Source organism: Variovorax defluvii (genome assembly GCF_039541515.1).
In the GTDB taxonomy this organism is placed as follows: domain Bacteria; phylum Pseudomonadota; class Gammaproteobacteria; order Burkholderiales; family Burkholderiaceae_C; genus Variovorax; species Variovorax defluvii.
Genome location: NZ_BAABGJ010000015.1, coordinates 74,431 through 90,565, shown reverse-complemented (window position 1 = coordinate 90,565; position 16,135 = coordinate 74,431). Strand labels below are relative to the sequence as shown.

Here is a 16,135-nt window from a genome sequence, read left to right as displayed (position 1 = left end):
AACACGGCCCGCAGGCCGATCCGACCGTGACGTTGCCCCTGAATGCGCCTTCCCATCCCGTCGCCCCGGTGGTGACTTTCTTCGAGGGCGGCAGCGCGCTCGGCGGCTTCCGGGCCCGCCAGTTGCTGCCTCGCCTGCAGGCCATCGAGCCGCGCATCGAAGCCATCGCGGCACGCTTCGTCCACCTGGTGGCGACCGACCACGCGCTGGAAGGCGCCGAGCGCGAGCGCTTCGCCGCGCTGCTGGGCTACGGCGAGCCCTTCGAGGCGCCGGCCAAGTCCGTGCCCGCCCTGGTCGTCACGCCGCGCCTGGGCACCGTCTCGCCCTGGGCCTCCAAGGCCACCGACATCGCGCACAACTGCGGCCTGGCGCTGCGCCGGGTCGAGCGCATCACGCAGTACCACGTCGTCCTCAAGGCGCCCTTGCTGGGCAAGGCCCCGGTGCTCGACGGTGAGCGGCTCGCCGCCGTGGCCGCGCTGCTGCACGACCGCATGACCGAATCGGTGCTGCCCGGCGTGGACCAGGCCGCGGCCCTGTTCGCCGAGTTGCCGGGCCAGCCGATGGCCCACGTGGACGTGCAGGGCGGCGGCCGCGCCGCGCTGGTCGAGGCCAACACGCAGTTCGGGCTGGCCCTGGCGGACGACGAGATCGACTACCTGGTCGATGCCTTCACCCGCCTCGGGCGCAACCCCAGCGACGTCGAGCTGATGATGTTCGCCCAGGCCAACAGCGAGCACTGCCGCCACAAGATCTTCAACGCCGACTTCGTGATCGACGGGCAGCCGCAGCCGCAGAGCCTGTTCTCGATGATTCGCCACACCGAGCGGCAGAACCCGCAGCACACGGTGGTGGCCTATGCCGACAACGCCTCGATCATGGAGGGCTCTCGCATCGAGCGCTTCGTGCCCGGCACCGATGCCAATCGCTACGAAAAGCGCGAGGCCCTCGGCCACGTGCTGATGAAGGTCGAGACCCACAACCACCCGACGGCGATCTCGCCTTTTCCGGGCGCTTCCACCGGCGCCGGCGGCGAGATCCGCGACGAGGGTGCCACGGGACGCGGCTCGCGGCCCAAGGCCGGCCTGACCGGCTTCAGCGTCTCCAAGCTCTGGCCGGGGGCCGGCAGCTACGGCAAGCCCGAGCACATCGCCAGCCCGCTGCAGATCATGACCGAGGGCCCGCTGGGCGGCGCCGCCTTCAACAACGAGTTCGGCCGGCCCAACCTGCTGGGCTACTTCCGCGAGTACGAGCAGACGGTCGAGAGCGACCGCGACACGCTGCAGCGTGGCTACCACAAGCCGATCATGATCGCCGGCGGCCTGGGCAGCATCGACGCCGGGCAGACGAAGAAGATCCTGTTCCCCGCCGGCACACTGCTGATCCAGCTCGGCGGCCCCGGCATGCGCATCGGCATGGGCGGCGGGGCGGCCAGCTCCATGGCCACCGGCGCCAACGCGGCCGAGCTGGACTTCGATTCGGTCCAGCGCGGCAACCCGGAGATCGAACGGCGTGCCCAGGAGGTCATCAACCATTGCTGGCAGCAGGGCGAGGCCAACCCCATCCTCGCCATCCACGACGTGGGCGCCGGTGGGTTGAGCAACGCCTTCCCCGAGCTCACCAACGACGCCGGACGCGGCGCCCGCTTCGACCTGCGCGCCGTGCCGCTGGAAGAGTCGGGCCTGGCGCCCAAGGAAATCTGGTGCAACGAAAGCCAGGAGCGCTACGTGCTCGCCATCGCGCCGCAATCCCTTGACCAGTTCAGGGCGTTCTGCGAGCGCGAGCGCTGCCCCTTCGCCGTCGTCGGCGTGGCCACCGAGGCGCGGCAACTGCTCGTGACGGACGAAGGCGCCGAGGCGCAGCCGGTCGACATGCCCATGGACGTGCTGCTCGGCAAGCCGCCGAAGATGCTGCGCGACGTGCAGTCGATCCGCCGAAGCTTCAAGCCGCTGGATCTCACCGGCGTGGACCTGCAGAAGGCCGCCATCGACGTGCTTTCGCACCCGACCGTCGCGTCCAAGCGCTTCCTCGTCACCATCGGCGACCGCACCGTCGGCGGCCTGAGCCACCGCGACCAGATGGTCGGCCCCTGGCAGGTGCCCGTGGCCGACTGCGCCGTGACCCTGGCCGACTACAAAGGCTTTGCGGGCGAGGCGATGAGCATGGGCGAGCGCACGCCACTGGCGGCGCTCGATGCACCGGCCTCCGGCCGCATGGCGGTGGCCGAGGCCATCACCAACCTGCTGGCGGCGCCGATCGAACTGTCGCGCGTCAAGCTCTCGGCCAACTGGATGGCGGCCTGCGGCGAGCCCGGCGAGGATGCCGCGCTCTACGAGACGGTCAAGGCCGTGGGCCTGGAGTTGTGCCCGGCGCTGGGCATCTCCATCCCGGTCGGCAAGGATTCGTTGTCCATGCGCACACAGTGGCGCGAGGGCGAAGCGCAGAAGAAGGTCAGCTCGCCGGTCAGCCTCATCGTCAGTGCCTTCGCCACCCTGGCCGACGTGCGGGGCACGCTCACGCCGCAACTGGACGCGGCGGAGCCGGACACCACGCTGGTTCTGGTCGACCTCGGCCGCGGCCGGCAGCGCATGGCCGGCAGCATCCTGGCCCAGACGCTGGGGCAGACGGGCGACCAGGTGCCTGACCTCGACGACCCGCAGGACCTGGTCAAGCTGGTGGCCGCGGTCAACGCGCTTCGCGCCGAGGGCCGCATCCTCGCGATGCACGACCGCAGCGACGGCGGCCTGTTCGCCGCCGCCTGCGAGATGGCCTTCGCCGGCCACGTGGGCGTGGCCCTCAACGTCGACCTGCTGGTGACGGAAGGCGACGGCATCAGTGACAGCCGCGCCGAGTACGGCGACGCCAAGAACTGGGCCGGGCAGGTCAGTGCGCGGCGCGAGGAACTCACCCTCAAGGCGCTCTTCAACGAGGAACTCGGGCTGCTGCTGCAGGTGCGCACCGCCGAGCGCAACGAGGTCATGCAGACGCTGCGCGCGCACGGCCTCAGCGCCCACAGCCATTTCGTCGGCAAGACCCGCCCCGAAGCCTCCGCCATCGATGCCGGCAAGGGCAAGGTGGAAGTCTGGCGCGATGCCAAGGCGGTGTTCAGTGCCAGCCTGCAGGACCTGCACCAGGTCTGGGATTCAGTCAGCTGGAAGATCTGCCGCGAGCGCGACAACCCCGACTGCGCGGATGCCGAGCATGCCGCCGCCGGTGATCCGCAGGACCCGGGCGCACAGGTGCTGCTGGCGCCCGGCATCGAAGAGAACGTGGCCGCGCCCTTCCTGAACCTGGCGCGCCCGCGGGTGGCGATCCTGCGCGAGCAGGGCGTCAACTCGCACGTGGAAATGGCCTACGCCTTCCACGAGGCCGGGTTCGAATCGTTCGACGTGCACATGACGGACCTGCAGACGGGGAGGGCCAGCCTGGCCGACTTCAAGGGTGTGGTGGCCTGCGGCGGCTTCAGCTATGGCGACACCCTGGGTGCGGGCATCGGCTGGGCGCGCAGCATCACCTTCAATCCGCGCCTGGCCGAGCAGTTCAAGGCCTTCTTCGGCCGTGACGACACCTTCGGCCTGGGCGTGTGCAACGGCTGCCAGATGTTCGCCGAGCTGGCCGACATCATTCCCGGCGCCGAGGCCTGGCCGCGCTTCACGACCAACCAGAGCGAGCGCTTCGAGGCTCGCCTGTCCATGGTCGAGGTGCTCGAGTCGCCCAGCCTCTTCTTCGCCGGCATGGCGGGCAGCCGCCTGCCGATCGCGGTGGCGCATGGCGAGGGCTATGCCAACTTCAAGCACCGCGGCGACCCGTCCAAGGCCATCGCGGCCATGCGCTACGTCGACAACCAGGGCCAGCCGACCGAGCGCTATCCCTTCAACCCCAACGGCAGCACCGGCGGCCTGACATCCGTCACCACCGCCGACGGCCGCTTCACCGCGCTGATGCCGCACCCGGAGCGCGTGTTCCGCAACATCCAGATGAGCTGGACTTCGGGCGACAAGAGCGCCTTCAGCCCGTGGATGAGGATCTGGCGCAATGCGCGCAAGTGGGTCGGGTAGGGCTCCTCCGAGATCGCATCGACGCTGGCAGGCCGCACCACCGCACCCGCATCTGTCGAGCTAGCTCGGATTGCGAATTGCAAATGCCGGCAGTGGGGCGAAAGAGCCATTCCAGCATGGGGCCCCGTGGCGGAGGGAGCGTTATGATGTGTACGAACTTAGGAATTCGTACACATCATGCGAACCAACATCGTCATCGACGACAAGCTCATGAACGACACCTTGCGGGCAACGGGTCTCGGTACCAAGCGCGAGGTGGTCGAGTTGGGTTTGCGTACGTTGTTGCGCTTGCGGCAACAGGAAGAGATTCGACGCCTTCGCGGCAAGCGTCAGTGGCAAGGTAATCTGGCTGCGATGCGGACCGACAAGTGATCCTGGTTGATTCGAGCGTCTGGATCGACTTCTTTCGGGGTACCGCTACGACTCCGGCCGAGCAGTTGGATCGGCTGCTTCAGAGCGAACCTGTCGCCATTGGGGACCTCATCCTCGCCGAAGTGCTGCGGGGCTTCGGAAACGAGCGTGAATTCAATGAAGCAAGAAAGCTGCTTGTCGCGCTGGACGTCGTGACGCTATGCGGTGAAGCCATCGCCGTGGAGGCGGCGAAGAATCACCGAAGGCTGCGCGCACTCGGTGTCACCGTTCGCAAGACCATCGACACCCTGATCGCGACCTGGTGCATCGAAAACGACGTGATGCTGCTGCACAACGACCGGGACTTCGACGCCTTCGAGACACATCTGGGCCTTCGCTGCCTGCGCCCGTGAACGTCCAAGAGAAAAGCGGCCCAAGGGCCGCTTTTCTTGTTCGGGGAACACCGCGGAACCGGCTTTGCCGGGCCGCTGGTGTTGCCCCCGGAGAGGGGGTTGGCGGACCACACGAAGTGGGGCAGCCTGGGGGAGAACTTTTACTCCACCTTTGCCTTCGCCCGCAGCTCTTCCTGGTACTTCTGCAGCTTCTGCTGCTGCAGCTGCTGCACGATCTGCGGCTTGACCTCTTCCAGCTTCGGCAGCTGCGCCTGGCGGATGTCGTCCACGCGAATGATGTGGTAGCCGAACTGCGACTTGACCGGGGCGGCCGTGGTCTCGCCCTTCTTGAGCTTGATCATCGCCTCCGAGAACTCGGGCACGAAGCTGGCGGGCGCGGCCCAGTCCAGGTCGCCGCCGTTGGCGCCGGAGCCCGGGTCCTTGCTCTGCTTCTTGGCGATGTCCTCGAACTTGCCGCCTTTCTTCAGGTCGGCCAGGATTTTCTGGGCCTGGTCTTCCTTCTCGACCAGGATGTGGCGGGCCTTGTACTCCTTCCCGCCATTGGCCGCGACGAACTTGTCGTACTCGGCCTGGGCATCGGCGTCGGTGACCGCGTTGGCCTTGCGGTAGTTGTCGAAGAGCTGGCGGATCAGGATGGCCTGGCGCGCGAGTTCGAGCTGGTTCTTGTAGTCCTCGGTGGCGTCCAGGCCCTGCTTCTGGGCTTCCTGCATGAAGATCTCGCGGGCGACCACTTCTTCGCGCAGCTGGCCCTGCATCTCGGGCGTCACCGGCCGGCCCGCGGCCGCCAGCTGCTGGGCCAGCACGTCCATGCGCGCCTTGGGCACCGGCTTGCCGTTCACGATGGCCGCGTTCTGGGCGAAGGCGGGGAGGGCAGCAAGAAGGGCGGCGGCTGCTGCGGCCTGCAGGAGGTGTTTCTTCATAGGAGGGAGGGTACTTTCTACCGCCAGAATGGGCGGGAAACAAAGCGCTTCAAAGCGTCTCGATGGCGATGGCGTGAAGGCCCTGTGCGATGAAAAGCTGGAGCGCATCATACACAAGCCGATGGCGCGCGACCCGGGACTTCCCGTCGAACAGTGGGGAGGCGATGCGCACCCGGAAATGGGTGCCGTAGCCCTCGGCGTTGGCGCCCGCATGGCCGGCATGCGCCGCGCTTTCGTCGATCACTTCGAGCGCGGTGGGCGCGAGCGTCGCGCGCAGGCGCGCATCCAGGTCGGCGGCGGTGGGAAGGGTCATGCGGCAGGCTTGTCCGACTTGAGATGCGGCGAGATATAGAAGCCTTGCGCGACCAGGAACACGATCGGGAACACATAGCCCCAGAGCTTGAAGTCCACCCACGCCTCGGTGCTGAAGTACGCCGCAACGTAGCCGTTGATCGCGGCCATGAACACGCAGTAGGCGATCCAGGCGACATTGAGCCGACCCCAGATCCGGCCCGGCAGCTCCAGTTGCGCACCCAGCAGCATCTTGAGGAAGTTTTTCTTGAAGCCCCACAGCGCCACCGCCAATGCCACGGCCATCGCGCCGTAAAGCACCGTCGGCTTCCACTTGATGAAGCGGTCGTCGTGCAGCAGCAGCGTGAGCGAACCGAAGAGCAGGATCAGCACCAGGGTCGCCTTCTGCATCGGCGCCAGCCTGCGCTCGTTGAACCAGATGATCCCCATCTGCAGCACCGTCGCCGCCATCAGCACACCGGTGGCGGTGTAGATGTCGTAGAGCTTGAAGGCTCCGAAAAAGAGCAGGATGGGGAAGAAGTCGAGCAGCAACTTCATGGTCAGCGTTTCTGGAATTCCAGGGAGGCTGAATTCATGCAGTAGCGCAAGCCCGTCTCCGTCGGGCCGTCGGGGAACACGTGGCCCAGGTGGGCGCCGCAGTTGGCGCAGACGTTCTCGGTGCGCACCATGCCATGGGAGCGGTCGACCACGTTGCGGATGGCACCGGGCACCGCCTCCTGCGAGAAGCTGGGCCAGCCGCAGCCGGCGTCGAACTTGGTGGCCGATTCGAAGAGCTTGGCGCCGCAGCTGATGCAGTGGTAGGTGCCGTCTTCCCAGTGGGCCTCGTACTTGCCGGTGAAAGGGCGCTCGGTGGCGGCGCGGCGGGTGATCTCGAAGGCGCCGGGCTCGGCACCCTTCTCGGCCAGGATGGCCTTCCATTCGGCATCGGTTTTCTGGATGGGAGCGGTCATGATGAGCAGCTGATTTCGATGGTGGAAGCCCAATCGGGCGGGAAGCCGGCATAGGCCTCGTGGCCGGCATGGTCTTCAAATGGGGACTGGAGCAGTTCGAGCAAGGTCGCCACGCCGGAGAAGTCCTTGCGCTGCGCCGCTTCGATCGCCTGCTGGCCCAGGTGGTTCCGGAGCACGAATTTCGGATTGGCGCGGCGCATGGATTGTGCCGCTTGCGCGGCCGGGACCTGTGCGTGGCGTTCCTCGAAGGCGGCGAGCCAGGCGTCGATGCCGGCCCGGTCGAGGAAGAGGTCGCGCACCGCCGCCGGGTCGCCGCCCGCCTTGTGGTCGGCGAGGCGGCGCCAGAAGATCGTGTAGTCCACCTTTTCCTGCGCCAGCAGCTTGAGAATGCCTTCGACCAGCGCGCGGTCGTCCGGCGCGGGCGAGGGCAGGCCCAGCTTGGCACGCATGCGAGCCTCGTACCGGTCCGGGAACACCGTCTTGTAGGACTGCAGCGCGGCGACCGCGATCTCCTGGTCGCCGATCAGCGGCAGCAGCGCCTGCGCCAGGCAGAACAAGTTCCAGTAGGCGACGTTGGGCTGCTGGTTGTAGGCATAGCGTCCGCCGGTGTCGCTGTGGTTGCAGATGTGGCGCGGGTCGAAGCCGTCGAGGAACTGGAAGGGACCGTAGTCGATGGTGAGCCCCAGGATGCTCATGTTGTCGGTGTTCATCACGCCGTGGCAGAAACCCACCGACTGCCACTGCGCCAGCAAGGCCGCCGTGCGTTCGCTCACCGCCTCCAGGAACGCGGCGTAGGCATTGCCGTCGAAGTGCGCGAAACGCGCGTCGTGGCGGCAGGCCGGGTAGAAGCGGTCGATCACGTAGTCGGCCAGGGCCCGCAGTTCGTCCACCCGGTTGGCCGCCGCGAAGTGCTCGAAGTGGCCGAAACGCACGAAGCTGGGCGCGGCGCGCGTCACCACGGCGGCGGTCTCGATCTCCTCTCGCACCACCGGGTCGTCGGAGCCGGTCACGCACAAGGCGCGGGTGGTGGGAATGCCGAGAGCGTGCACCGCCTCGCTGCAGAGGAATTCGCGGATGCTGGAGCGCAGCACCGCGCGCCCGTCGCCCATGCGGGAATAGGGTGTGCGGCCCGCGCCCTTGAGCTGCAGCTCCCAGCCGGTGTCGGTCTCGCCCAGCAGAATGGCGCGGCCGTCGCCCAGCTGGCCGGCCCAGACGCCGAACTGGTGGCCGCTGTACACGGTGGCCAGCGGCGCGCTGCCCTCGAACAAAGCCTGGCCGGTCAGGGCAGCCAGCACCGCGTCGCTGCGCCAGTCCTGGCGCATGCCGATCTCGCGCGCCACGGCATCGCTCCAGCCCACCCAATAAGGCGGCGAGGGCAGGGGCGTGGGCCGCAGGGAGGTGTAGAAGGCCGGTCCGAGGGCGGAGAAGCCGGGAACCCAGCGCACGCCGGGATCCGCCAGTTTGGTGTCTTCTTCTGCAAGCAAGCGCATGGGCCCGATTGTCCGGCAGACCGCGTAACCCTCGGGCATCGGGGCCATGGCGGCGGCCGTGCGTTGCCCGGCGCAACGGCATGCGTGTTCTGTTTCGATTTGTTGGGCCCGGCTCACGGGCCCTTTCAGCCTGTAGAGTGCAGCCCTCGCGCTTCGCTTCCCCATCCCATCTTCTCCCCCATGTCCAGTCTCATCGTCCACGGCGGCGCTCCGCTGCGCGGCCGCATCACGCCGTCGGCCAACAAGAATGCCGTGCTGCCCGTGCTGTGCGCCACCCTGCTCACCCGCGAGCCGTTGCGACTGCTGGGCGTGCCCGACATCACCGACGTGCGCAAGATCCTGGAGATCTTCCAGGCCCTGGGCAGCGAGGTGCGGCTGGACCGCGAGACCGGCACGCTGGACCTGCACCACCGGGACACCGTCTTCGATGCCGCGCGCCACCGTCTGCCGGAGGAAATGCGCTCCTCCATCATGCTGGTGCCGCCGCTGCTCGCACGCTTCGGCGTGGCCCGGCTGGAAGACAACGTCAAGGGCTGCACTCTGGGTGTGCGCGAAATCGATCCGCACGTGGAGGTGCTGCGCCACTTCGGCGGCAGCGTCGAGCGCACCGAGGGCTCGCTTCTGGTTCACCTGAAGGAGGGCCTGCGCCCGGTCGACCACTGGCTGGACTATGCCTCGGTGACCACCACCGAGAACTTCGTGCTCTGCGCCGCCTCGGCGTCGGGCACCTCCACGCTGACCAACGCGGCCTCGGAGCCGCACGTGCAGGAGTTCTGCCGCTTCATGACGCTGATGGGCGTGCGCATCGAGGGCATCGGCACCTCCAGGCTCACGGTGCACGGCGGCGGGGCGCTGCGCGGCGGCGAGTTCCGCTTCGACGAGGACTTCCACGAGATCGCCACCTTCCTCGCGCTGGGCGCGATCACCGGCGGCGACGTGCTGGTGCGCAACAACGCACCCGAGCAGTTCCCGCTGATCGACCGCACCTTCGCGAAATTCGGCGTGCAGATCGTGCACCGCGACGGCTGGTCGCAGGCCCGCCGCGGCGGCCCCCTGAAGGTGCAGGCCCCCTTCACCAGCAACGTGCTGACCAAGGTCGAGGCCGCGCCCTGGCCCTATGTGCCGGTGGACCTGCTGCCGATCTTCATCGCGCTCGGCGTGCGCGCCCAGGGCAACGCGATGTTCTGGAACAAGGTCTACGATGGCGCGCTGGGCTGGACCGGCGAGCTGTCGAAGTTCGGCGCCCACGTGTTCTCGTCCGACCCGCACCGCCTCATCACCTTCGGCGGCGGTCCGCTGGCGCCGGCGGTGGTCGAGAGCCCTTACATCATCCGCGTGGCGATCGCGCTCTTCATGGTCGCGGTCAGCATCGAGGGGCGATCGGAGATCCGCAACGCGGCCCCGATCCGGCGCGCGCATCCGCGCTTCGTCGAGAACCTGCGCAGCCTCGGCGTGCGGGTGGAATGGACCCAGGAGGAGTAGGGCGTCTCAGCGCGCCAGCACCGCCGGCGCGCCGCGCTCGCCCACCAGCGGCGTCTGCGGGGCAAGGGCAGCAACGGGGAGGCGCCTGAAGTCACTTTGGCGCGCTTGCGACAACCGGAGACAGGCGGCCGTTCCTAGAATTCCGACCGCAGCGGTGACGACCCCGACGGGCGCGCGGGGAGCATGACGGCTCCGCACCGGTGCAGGAATTCCGATCAACCCGGGCGGAGGCAGGCATGGCCGAACAAGCTGCGAACGACGGACCGATGGTGCGCCAGACCGTCGCCGGCAAGGTCGAGGGCGTGGATGACAGCGCCGGCTCCGGCACCTGGTGGTGGAAGGGCATTCCTTTCGCGCAGCCGCCGGTCGGTCCGCTGCGCTGGCGTGCGCCGGTGGCTCCCTCGCCCTGGACCGGCGTGCGTCAGGCCCGTGAATTCGGCCCCGCCTGCCTGCAGAACGGCCGCCTCTTCGGGCCCGGCGCCAACAACCGCTACGACGCGACCATCGCCGGCACGCTGAACACCCCGGTGGGCAGCGAAGACGGCCTGACGCTGAACGTCTGGCGGCCGGCCTCGGCGGCGCAGCAGCTGCCGGTGCTGTTCTTCATCCACGGCGGCAGCAACATCTCGGGCTACGCGGCCGACCCGGTCTACGACGGTGCGCGGCTCGCCAGGCGCGCCAACGCGGTGGTCGTCACCGTCCAATACCGCCTCGGCGTGCTCGGCTTCCTGCAGCTGGCTCCCCTGCGGACCGGCAGCGACACGGGGGAGGACTCCGGCAATTTCGCCCTGCTGGACCTCCTGGCCGCGCTGCGCTGGGTGCAGGCGAACATCGCGGCCTTCGGCGGCGACCCGGGCAAGGTCACGGCCATGGGCCAGTCGGCCGGCGCCATCAACCTGCTGGCGCTGATCGCCTCGCCGCTGGCGCAGGGCCTGTTCCACCAGGCCATTGCGCTGAGCGGTGGCATCTCGCTGGCCGCCAACCTGCCGCCGGAATCCTTGCCCACGCTGCTGCCGGCCTCCGCCTACGAGGCGCAGGGCAGGGCGCTGCTGCTGCACCTGCTGGTGGCCGACGGCAAGGCCGCGGACCTGCCGGCGGCCGAAGCTTATGCGGCCGGCCAGACCGACGCCCAGCTCGCCGACTTTCTGCGGGCCCAGGACGCGCGGACCATCCTGGCCACCGCGCTGGCCCATCGCCTGACCGTTTCCGGCCCCATCCCCGACGGCACGGTGGTGCCGGCCGACCCGATCGCCGCCATCGCCGCCGGGCGCTACGCCAAGCTGCCGATGGTGGTGGGCATCACGCGCGACGAGGGCAAGCTCTTCGCACCCTTCCTCACGCTCTTCGGCGGCAAGCCGGGCATCCGGATCGACGATGCCACCCGCTTCAGGCTGATGCAGGACTTCGACCCCGATGCGCCTGCGGCGCTCGGCGTGGCCGACCTCCTCGACCCCTCCTACCTGCCGGCGACAGCCCCGGACACCGGCTACGACGCCATGACCGGCCTGATCACCCGGCGCTTCATGGAAGCGAGCCGCGACAACCTGCTGCGCACCCTGCAGACGCAGCAGTCCGATCTCTGGCACTACCGCTTCGACTGGGCACAGGAGCCGCCGCCGTGGGACACCGTGTACGGCGCCGCGCATGCCTTCGACCTGCCATTCGTCTTCGGCAATTTCGGTCCCTCGGTGTTCGCCAACGCGGTCAACAGCCGGGCCAACCAAGCCGGGCGGACGGCCCTGTCGGACGCCATGATGGCCGGCATCGCCGCCTTCCTGCACACCGGCGACCCCAACGCCGCCGCGCTGGGCACCGCCTGGCTGCCCTGGCCGGCCACCCTCGTGTTCGACGCCACCGCCGATGCCGCCCGCATCGGCCTTCGCTGAAGCCGGACGACTGCGGGTTTGTGGCATTGGAAATCGCGCGCACTTGCGTGAACCTCGGCTGCGCAGGCTCGCGGGAGCGCCGCAGCCTCCCTATCTCTACAAGGAGTTGATCGATGTTGGGTTTGATGCAAGACCAGCCGCTCTTGATCTCGTCGCTGATCGAGTTCGCAGAGCGCCACAACGGAGACGGCGAGATCGTCTCGCGTCGCGTGGAGGGCGACATCCACCGCAGCAGCTGGCGCCAGGTCGCGTCGCGTGCGCGACAGGTGGCCAATGTGCTGGACAACGAGCAACTGCTCTTCAGCGACCGCGTCGCGACGCTGGCCTGGAACGGCTACCGCCACCTCGAGCTCTACTACGGCGTCAGCGGCAGCGGCCGCGTGCTGCACACCATCAACCCGCGGCTGCACCCCGACCAGATCGCCTGGATCGCGAACCACGCCGAAGACCAGATCCTCTGCTTCGACCTCAGCTTCCTGCCGCTGGTGCAGGCGGTGCACGCCCGCTGCACCACGGTGAAGAAGTGGGTCGCGCTGTGCGACGCCGACAAGCTGCCGGAGGGCAGCGGCATCCCCAACCTGCTGAGCTACGAATCGTGGATCGCGCCGGCATCCGATCGCTACGACTGGCCGAGTTTCGACGAGAACTCCGCCTCGAGCATGTGCTACACGAGCGGCACCACGGGCAACCCCAAGGCCGCGCTCTACAGCCACCGCTCGACCCTGCTGCACGCCTACGCCGCCGCGCTGCCGGACGTGATGGCCCTGTCGGCCCGCGACGCCGTGCTGCCGGTGGTGCCGATGTTCCACGTCAACGCCTGGGGCATCCCGTACTCGGCCGCACTCACCGGCTGCAAGCTGGTCTTCCCGGGCCCGGCGCTGGACGGCAAGTCGGTCTACGAGCTGATCGAAGCCGAGCACGTCAGCTTCGCGGCCGGCGTCCCCACGGTCTGGCAGATGCTGCTGGGCCACATGCAGTCGCAGGACCTGAAGTTCTCCACCCTCAAGCGCACCGTCATCGGCGGCTCGGCCTGCCCGCCGGCCATGATCGACGCCTTCCAGCAGCAGTACGGCGTGGAGGTGCTCCATGCCTGGGGCATGACCGAGATGTCGCCGCTGGGCACGCTGTGCACGCTCAAGAACAAGCACCTGGCGCTGCCGCAGGAAGAGCAGACCGCGCTGCGGCTGAAGCAGGGCCGGGCCATCTTCGGCGTCGACATGAAGATCGTCGACGGCAACGGCGAGGAGCTGCCCTGGGACGGCAAGGCCTCCGGCGACCTGCTCGTCAAGGGGCCGTGGGTGGTCAAGGAATACTTCAAGGGCGAGGGCGGCGACCCGCTGGTGCCTGACGCGCAGGGCCGCGGCTGGTTCCCCACCGGCGACGTCGCCACCATCGACGCCGACGGCTACCTGCAGATCACCGACCGCAGCAAGGACGTGATCAAGTCCGGCGGCGAGTGGATCAGCTCCATCGACATCGAGAACATCGCCGTGGCCCATCCTGCCGTCGCGATCGCCGCCTGCATCGGCGTGCCTCATCCCAAGTGGGACGAGCGGCCCATCGTGATCGTGGTGAAGAAGCCCGGCGCCGAGCTCACCCGCGAGGAGCTCCTGGCCTTCTACGGCAACAAGACCGTGGCCAAGTGGCAGGTGCCGGACGACGTCGTCTTCGTCGACGCCATTCCACTGGGCGCGACCGGCAAGATCCTGAAGACCAAGCTGCGCGAGCAGCTGCGCGGCTACAAGCTGCCGCAGTGATCCTACCGGCGGGTAGCACCCGCCCCGGTGCGCCTGTCGCCTGGGTGATAGAAATCGCCCCCGCGGCAGGCGCCTTACGGGCATTCCCTGACGGGCAGGGGTGCAAAGACCAGTAACCTCATCTCGCATTGCAGCAAGACCAGGAGACAGCAATGAAGTTCGCTCTGAAACTCGCAAGCGCGGCCGTCCTCGCCGCAGTCGCCACCGGCGCCATGGCCCAGAAGGGCGAGACCGTCAAGATCGCCTGGCTCGATCCGCTCTCCGGCCTGATGGCCGCGGTGGGCACGAACCAGCTCAAGACCTACCAGTTCCTGGCCGAGGAGTTCAACAAGAAGAACGTCGCCGGGGTCAAGTTCGAGATCATCGGCATCGACAACAAGCTCAGCCCGCAGGAAACCACCAACGCGCTGCGCTCGGCCCAGGACCAGGGCGCCCGCTACGTGCTGCAGGGCAACGGCTCCGGGGCCGCCCTGGCCATCATCGACGCGCTGGAAAAGAACAACGCGCGCAATCCCGGCAAGGAGGTGCTGTACATCAATTACGCCGCCGTCGACCCGGACCTCACCAACAGCAAGTGCAGCTACTGGCACTTCCGCCTGGACGCCGACACTTCCATGAAGATGGAGGCGCTGACCACCTTCATGAAGGACCAGCCGGACGTCAAGAAGGTCTACCTGCTCAACCAGAACTATTCGCACGGCCAGCAGGTCGCCAAGTTCGCCAAGGAAAACCTGGCCCGCAAGCGCCCCGACGTGCAGGTGGTCGGCGAGGACCTGCACCCGCTGGCTCAGGTGCGCGACTTCGCGCCCTACATCGCGAAGATCAAGGCCTCGGGCGCCGACACCGTGATCACCGGCAACTGGGGCTCCGACCTGGCGCTGCTGATCAAGGCCGCCAACGACGCCGGCCTGAACAACGTCAAGTTCTACACCTACTACGGCACCGTCAGCGGCACGCCCACCGCCATGGGCGCCGCCTCCGCCGGCAAGGTCTACCAGGTCGGCTACGGCCACTACAACATGGGCGGCGAGATCCAGCGCCTGTCCGAGGAATTCAACAAGAAGTTCAACGAAGACCTCTACACCTCCGCGGCCTACACCGCCTTCACGATGCTGAGCGAAGCCTTCGCCCGCGCCAAGTCCACCGACCCGGTGAAGGTGGCCGCGGTGCTGGAGGGCATGAAGTTCAAGAGCTTCAACGGCGAGGTCGAGATGCGCAAGACCGACCACCAGCTCCAGCAGGGCCTCTACATCACCCGGTGGGACAAGGCCGAAGGCAAGTACAAGGTCGATGGCGAAAAGACCGGCTACACCTTCGTGCCGGTCAAGTACTACGAGCCCTACGTGGCCAGCACGCCGACCTCCTGCCAGATGAAGCGGCCCAGCCCCTGACGGCACAGGGTCGCCCCACCCATACCGGCCCGGCCCGACTTCGACACTCGGGCCTTTTTATTTTCCGACCGCTCCCGGGACCGATGAACATCGAATTCTTCGTCATCTCACTGCTCAACGGCGTGAGCTACGGCCTGCTGCTGTTCATGCTGAGCTCCGGCCTGACGCTGATCTTCAGCATGATGGGCGTGCTCAACTTCGCGCACGCCAGCTTCTACATGCTCGGCGCCTACGTCGCCTACACGCTCTCGGGCATCGTCGGCTTCTGGCCGGCCCTGTTCGTCGCGCCGCTGCTGGTGGGCCTGCTGGGCGCCGGCTTCGAGCGCTTCAGCCTGCGGCGCGTGCACAAGTTCGGGCATGTGCCGGAGCTGCTGGTGACCTTCGGGCTTTCCTACCTGATCCTGGAGCTGGTGCAGCTGGTGTGGGGCCGCTCGACCGTGCCCTACGGCCTGCCGCCTCAGCTGCAGGGCCCGCTGTTCACGCTCTACGGCACCCAGTTCCCCAAGTCGCGTTCCTTCATCATGCTGGTGGCGCTGCTGATGCTGCTGTCGGTCTGGCTGCTGCTGACGCGCACGCGCATCGGGCTGGTGATCCAGGCGGCCCTCAAGCACCCGGAAATGGTGGAGGCGCTGGGCCACAACGTGCCACGCGTCTTCATGCTCGTCTTCGGCGGCGGCGCGGCGCTGGCCGGCCTGGCCGGCGTGGTGGGCGGCAACACCTACGTCACCGAGCCGGCGATGGCGGCCTCGGTCGGCTCGATCATCTTCGTGGTGGTGGTGGTCGGCGGCATGGGCTCGCTGGCGGGCGCTTTCCTGGCCTCGCTGCTGATCGGCATCATCCAGACCTTCGCGGTGGCCATGGACCACTCGCTCGCGTCCGGCCTGCGGGCGCTCGGCGTGGCGGTGAGCGAACAGACCTTCGGCTGGGAGCTGCTGCGGCTCACCATCTCGCAGGTGGCGCCGATCCTGCCTTATCTGTTCCTGGTCCTGATCCTGATCTTCAGGCCCAAGGGTTTGCTCGGAACGCGAGAGGACTAGATGACGCTCTCCCCCAGGCTCCCCCACTTCGTGTGGTCCGCCAACCCCTTCACCGGGGGCGCACCCAGCGGCCCGGCAAAGCCGGCTCCGC

At 67.9% G+C, this 16,135-nt stretch carries 13 protein-coding genes; 8 read left to right on the top strand and 5 right to left on the bottom strand.

The features are described from left to right. The first annotated feature begins 26 nt into the window (after positions 1 to 26). The 3 genes from purL to vapC all read left to right on the top strand — a co-directional run bounded on the left by purL (position 27) and on the right by vapC (position 4,819). A complete protein-coding gene (gene purL / locus ABEA07_RS09485) occupies positions 27 to 4,055 on the top strand; it encodes a phosphoribosylformylglycinamidine synthase (RefSeq protein WP_345537429.1) in 4,029 nt (1,342 codons plus the stop codon). A 177-nt stretch (positions 4,056 to 4,232) separates the two neighbouring features. Beyond that, complete coding sequence (locus tag ABEA07_RS09480) at positions 4,233 to 4,427, top strand: type II toxin-antitoxin system VapB family antitoxin (RefSeq protein WP_345537428.1); 195 nt, start codon at positions 4,233 to 4,235, stop codon at positions 4,425 to 4,427. After that, on the top strand, positions 4,424 to 4,819 hold the full coding sequence (gene vapC / locus ABEA07_RS09475; protein ID WP_345537427.1) for a type II toxin-antitoxin system VapC family toxin: 396 nt from the start codon (positions 4,424 to 4,426) through the stop codon (positions 4,817 to 4,819). Before ABEA07_RS09480 ends, vapC begins: the two co-directional genes overlap by 4 nt. 140 nt (positions 4,820 to 4,959) lie before the next feature. On the opposite strand, the gene ABEA07_RS09470 is transcribed toward vapC, so the two are convergent. Genes ABEA07_RS09470 through ABEA07_RS09450 form a run of 5 tightly spaced genes read right to left on the bottom strand, consistent with a single transcriptional unit; the run spans position 4,960 to position 8,491 of the window. Continuing rightward, positions 4,960 to 5,739, bottom strand: coding sequence for a peptidylprolyl isomerase (locus tag ABEA07_RS09470; RefSeq protein ID WP_345537426.1), 780 nt, complete (start codon positions 5,737 to 5,739; stop codon positions 4,960 to 4,962). A 49-nt stretch (positions 5,740 to 5,788) separates the two neighbouring features. Next, on the bottom strand, positions 5,789 to 6,052 hold the full coding sequence (locus tag ABEA07_RS09465; protein WP_345537425.1) for a BolA family protein: 264 nt from the start codon (positions 6,050 to 6,052) through the stop codon (positions 5,789 to 5,791). Further along, on the bottom strand, positions 6,049 to 6,588 hold the full coding sequence (locus ABEA07_RS09460; RefSeq protein ID WP_345537423.1) for a septation protein A: 540 nt from the start codon (positions 6,586 to 6,588) through the stop codon (positions 6,049 to 6,051). The genes ABEA07_RS09465 and ABEA07_RS09460 overlap by 4 nt, the downstream gene beginning before the upstream one ends. A gap of 2 nt (positions 6,589 to 6,590) precedes the next feature. Continuing rightward, positions 6,591 to 7,001 carry a peptide-methionine (R)-S-oxide reductase MsrB gene (gene msrB, locus ABEA07_RS09455; protein ID WP_345537421.1) on the bottom strand — a complete coding sequence of 137 codons (411 nt, stop codon included), beginning with the start codon at positions 6,999 to 7,001 and terminating at the stop codon, positions 6,591 to 6,593. After that, positions 6,998 to 8,491, bottom strand: coding sequence for a protein adenylyltransferase SelO (locus ABEA07_RS09450; RefSeq protein WP_345537419.1), 1,494 nt, complete (start codon positions 8,489 to 8,491; stop codon positions 6,998 to 7,000). Before ABEA07_RS09450 ends, msrB begins: the two co-directional genes overlap by 4 nt. 180 nt (positions 8,492 to 8,671) lie before the next feature. On the opposite strand from ABEA07_RS09450, the gene ABEA07_RS09445 reads away from it, so the two are divergent. The 5 genes from ABEA07_RS09445 (at position 8,672) to ABEA07_RS09425 (ending at position 16,044) form a co-directional block, all read left to right on the top strand. After that, on the top strand, positions 8,672 to 9,973 hold the full coding sequence (locus tag ABEA07_RS09445) for a UDP-N-acetylglucosamine 1-carboxyvinyltransferase (RefSeq protein ID WP_345537418.1): 1,302 nt from the start codon (positions 8,672 to 8,674) through the stop codon (positions 9,971 to 9,973). Positions 9,974 to 10,209: 236 nt separating this feature from the next. Beyond that, complete coding sequence (locus tag ABEA07_RS09440; RefSeq protein WP_345537417.1) at positions 10,210 to 11,859, top strand: carboxylesterase/lipase family protein; 1,650 nt, start codon at positions 10,210 to 10,212, stop codon at positions 11,857 to 11,859. Between the two features lie 113 nt (positions 11,860 to 11,972). After that, positions 11,973 to 13,616 (top strand): 3-(methylthio)propionyl-CoA ligase, encoded by a 1,644-nt coding sequence (locus ABEA07_RS09435; protein ID WP_345537416.1) that lies wholly within the window; start codon positions 11,973 to 11,975, stop codon positions 13,614 to 13,616. Positions 13,617 to 13,768: 152 nt separating this feature from the next. Further along, positions 13,769 to 15,007, top strand: a complete 1,239-nt coding sequence (locus tag ABEA07_RS09430; RefSeq protein WP_345537415.1) for a branched-chain amino acid ABC transporter substrate-binding protein — start codon at positions 13,769 to 13,771, stop codon at positions 15,005 to 15,007. Between the two features lie 83 nt (positions 15,008 to 15,090). Next, a complete protein-coding gene (locus tag ABEA07_RS09425; protein WP_345537414.1) occupies positions 15,091 to 16,044 on the top strand; it encodes a branched-chain amino acid ABC transporter permease in 954 nt (317 codons plus the stop codon). Positions 16,045 to 16,135 lie beyond the last annotated feature (91 nt).

Coding starts and splice junctions, on each gene's coding strand:
- ABEA07_RS09480 (WP_345537428.1), top strand. CDS start 4,233: ATGCGAACCAACATCGTCATCGACGACAAGCTCATGAACGACACCTTG.
- ABEA07_RS09470 (WP_345537426.1), bottom strand. CDS start 5,739: ATGAAGAAACACCTCCTGCAGGCCGCAGCAGCCGCCGCCCTTCTTGCT.
- ABEA07_RS09465 (WP_345537425.1), bottom strand. CDS start 6,052: ATGACCCTTCCCACCGCCGCCGACCTGGATGCGCGCCTGCGCGCGACG.
- ABEA07_RS09460 (WP_345537423.1), bottom strand. CDS start 6,588: ATGAAGTTGCTGCTCGACTTCTTCCCCATCCTGCTCTTTTTCGGAGCC.
- msrB (WP_345537421.1), bottom strand. CDS start 7,001: ATGACCGCTCCCATCCAGAAAACCGATGCCGAATGGAAGGCCATCCTG.
- ABEA07_RS09450 (WP_345537419.1), bottom strand. CDS start 8,491: ATGCGCTTGCTTGCAGAAGAAGACACCAAACTGGCGGATCCCGGCGTG.
- ABEA07_RS09445 (WP_345537418.1), top strand. CDS start 8,672: ATGTCCAGTCTCATCGTCCACGGCGGCGCTCCGCTGCGCGGCCGCATC.
- ABEA07_RS09440 (WP_345537417.1), top strand. CDS start 10,210: ATGGCCGAACAAGCTGCGAACGACGGACCGATGGTGCGCCAGACCGTC.
- ABEA07_RS09435 (WP_345537416.1), top strand. CDS start 11,973: ATGTTGGGTTTGATGCAAGACCAGCCGCTCTTGATCTCGTCGCTGATC.
- ABEA07_RS09430 (WP_345537415.1), top strand. CDS start 13,769: ATGAAGTTCGCTCTGAAACTCGCAAGCGCGGCCGTCCTCGCCGCAGTC.
- ABEA07_RS09425 (WP_345537414.1), top strand. CDS start 15,091: ATGAACATCGAATTCTTCGTCATCTCACTGCTCAACGGCGTGAGCTAC.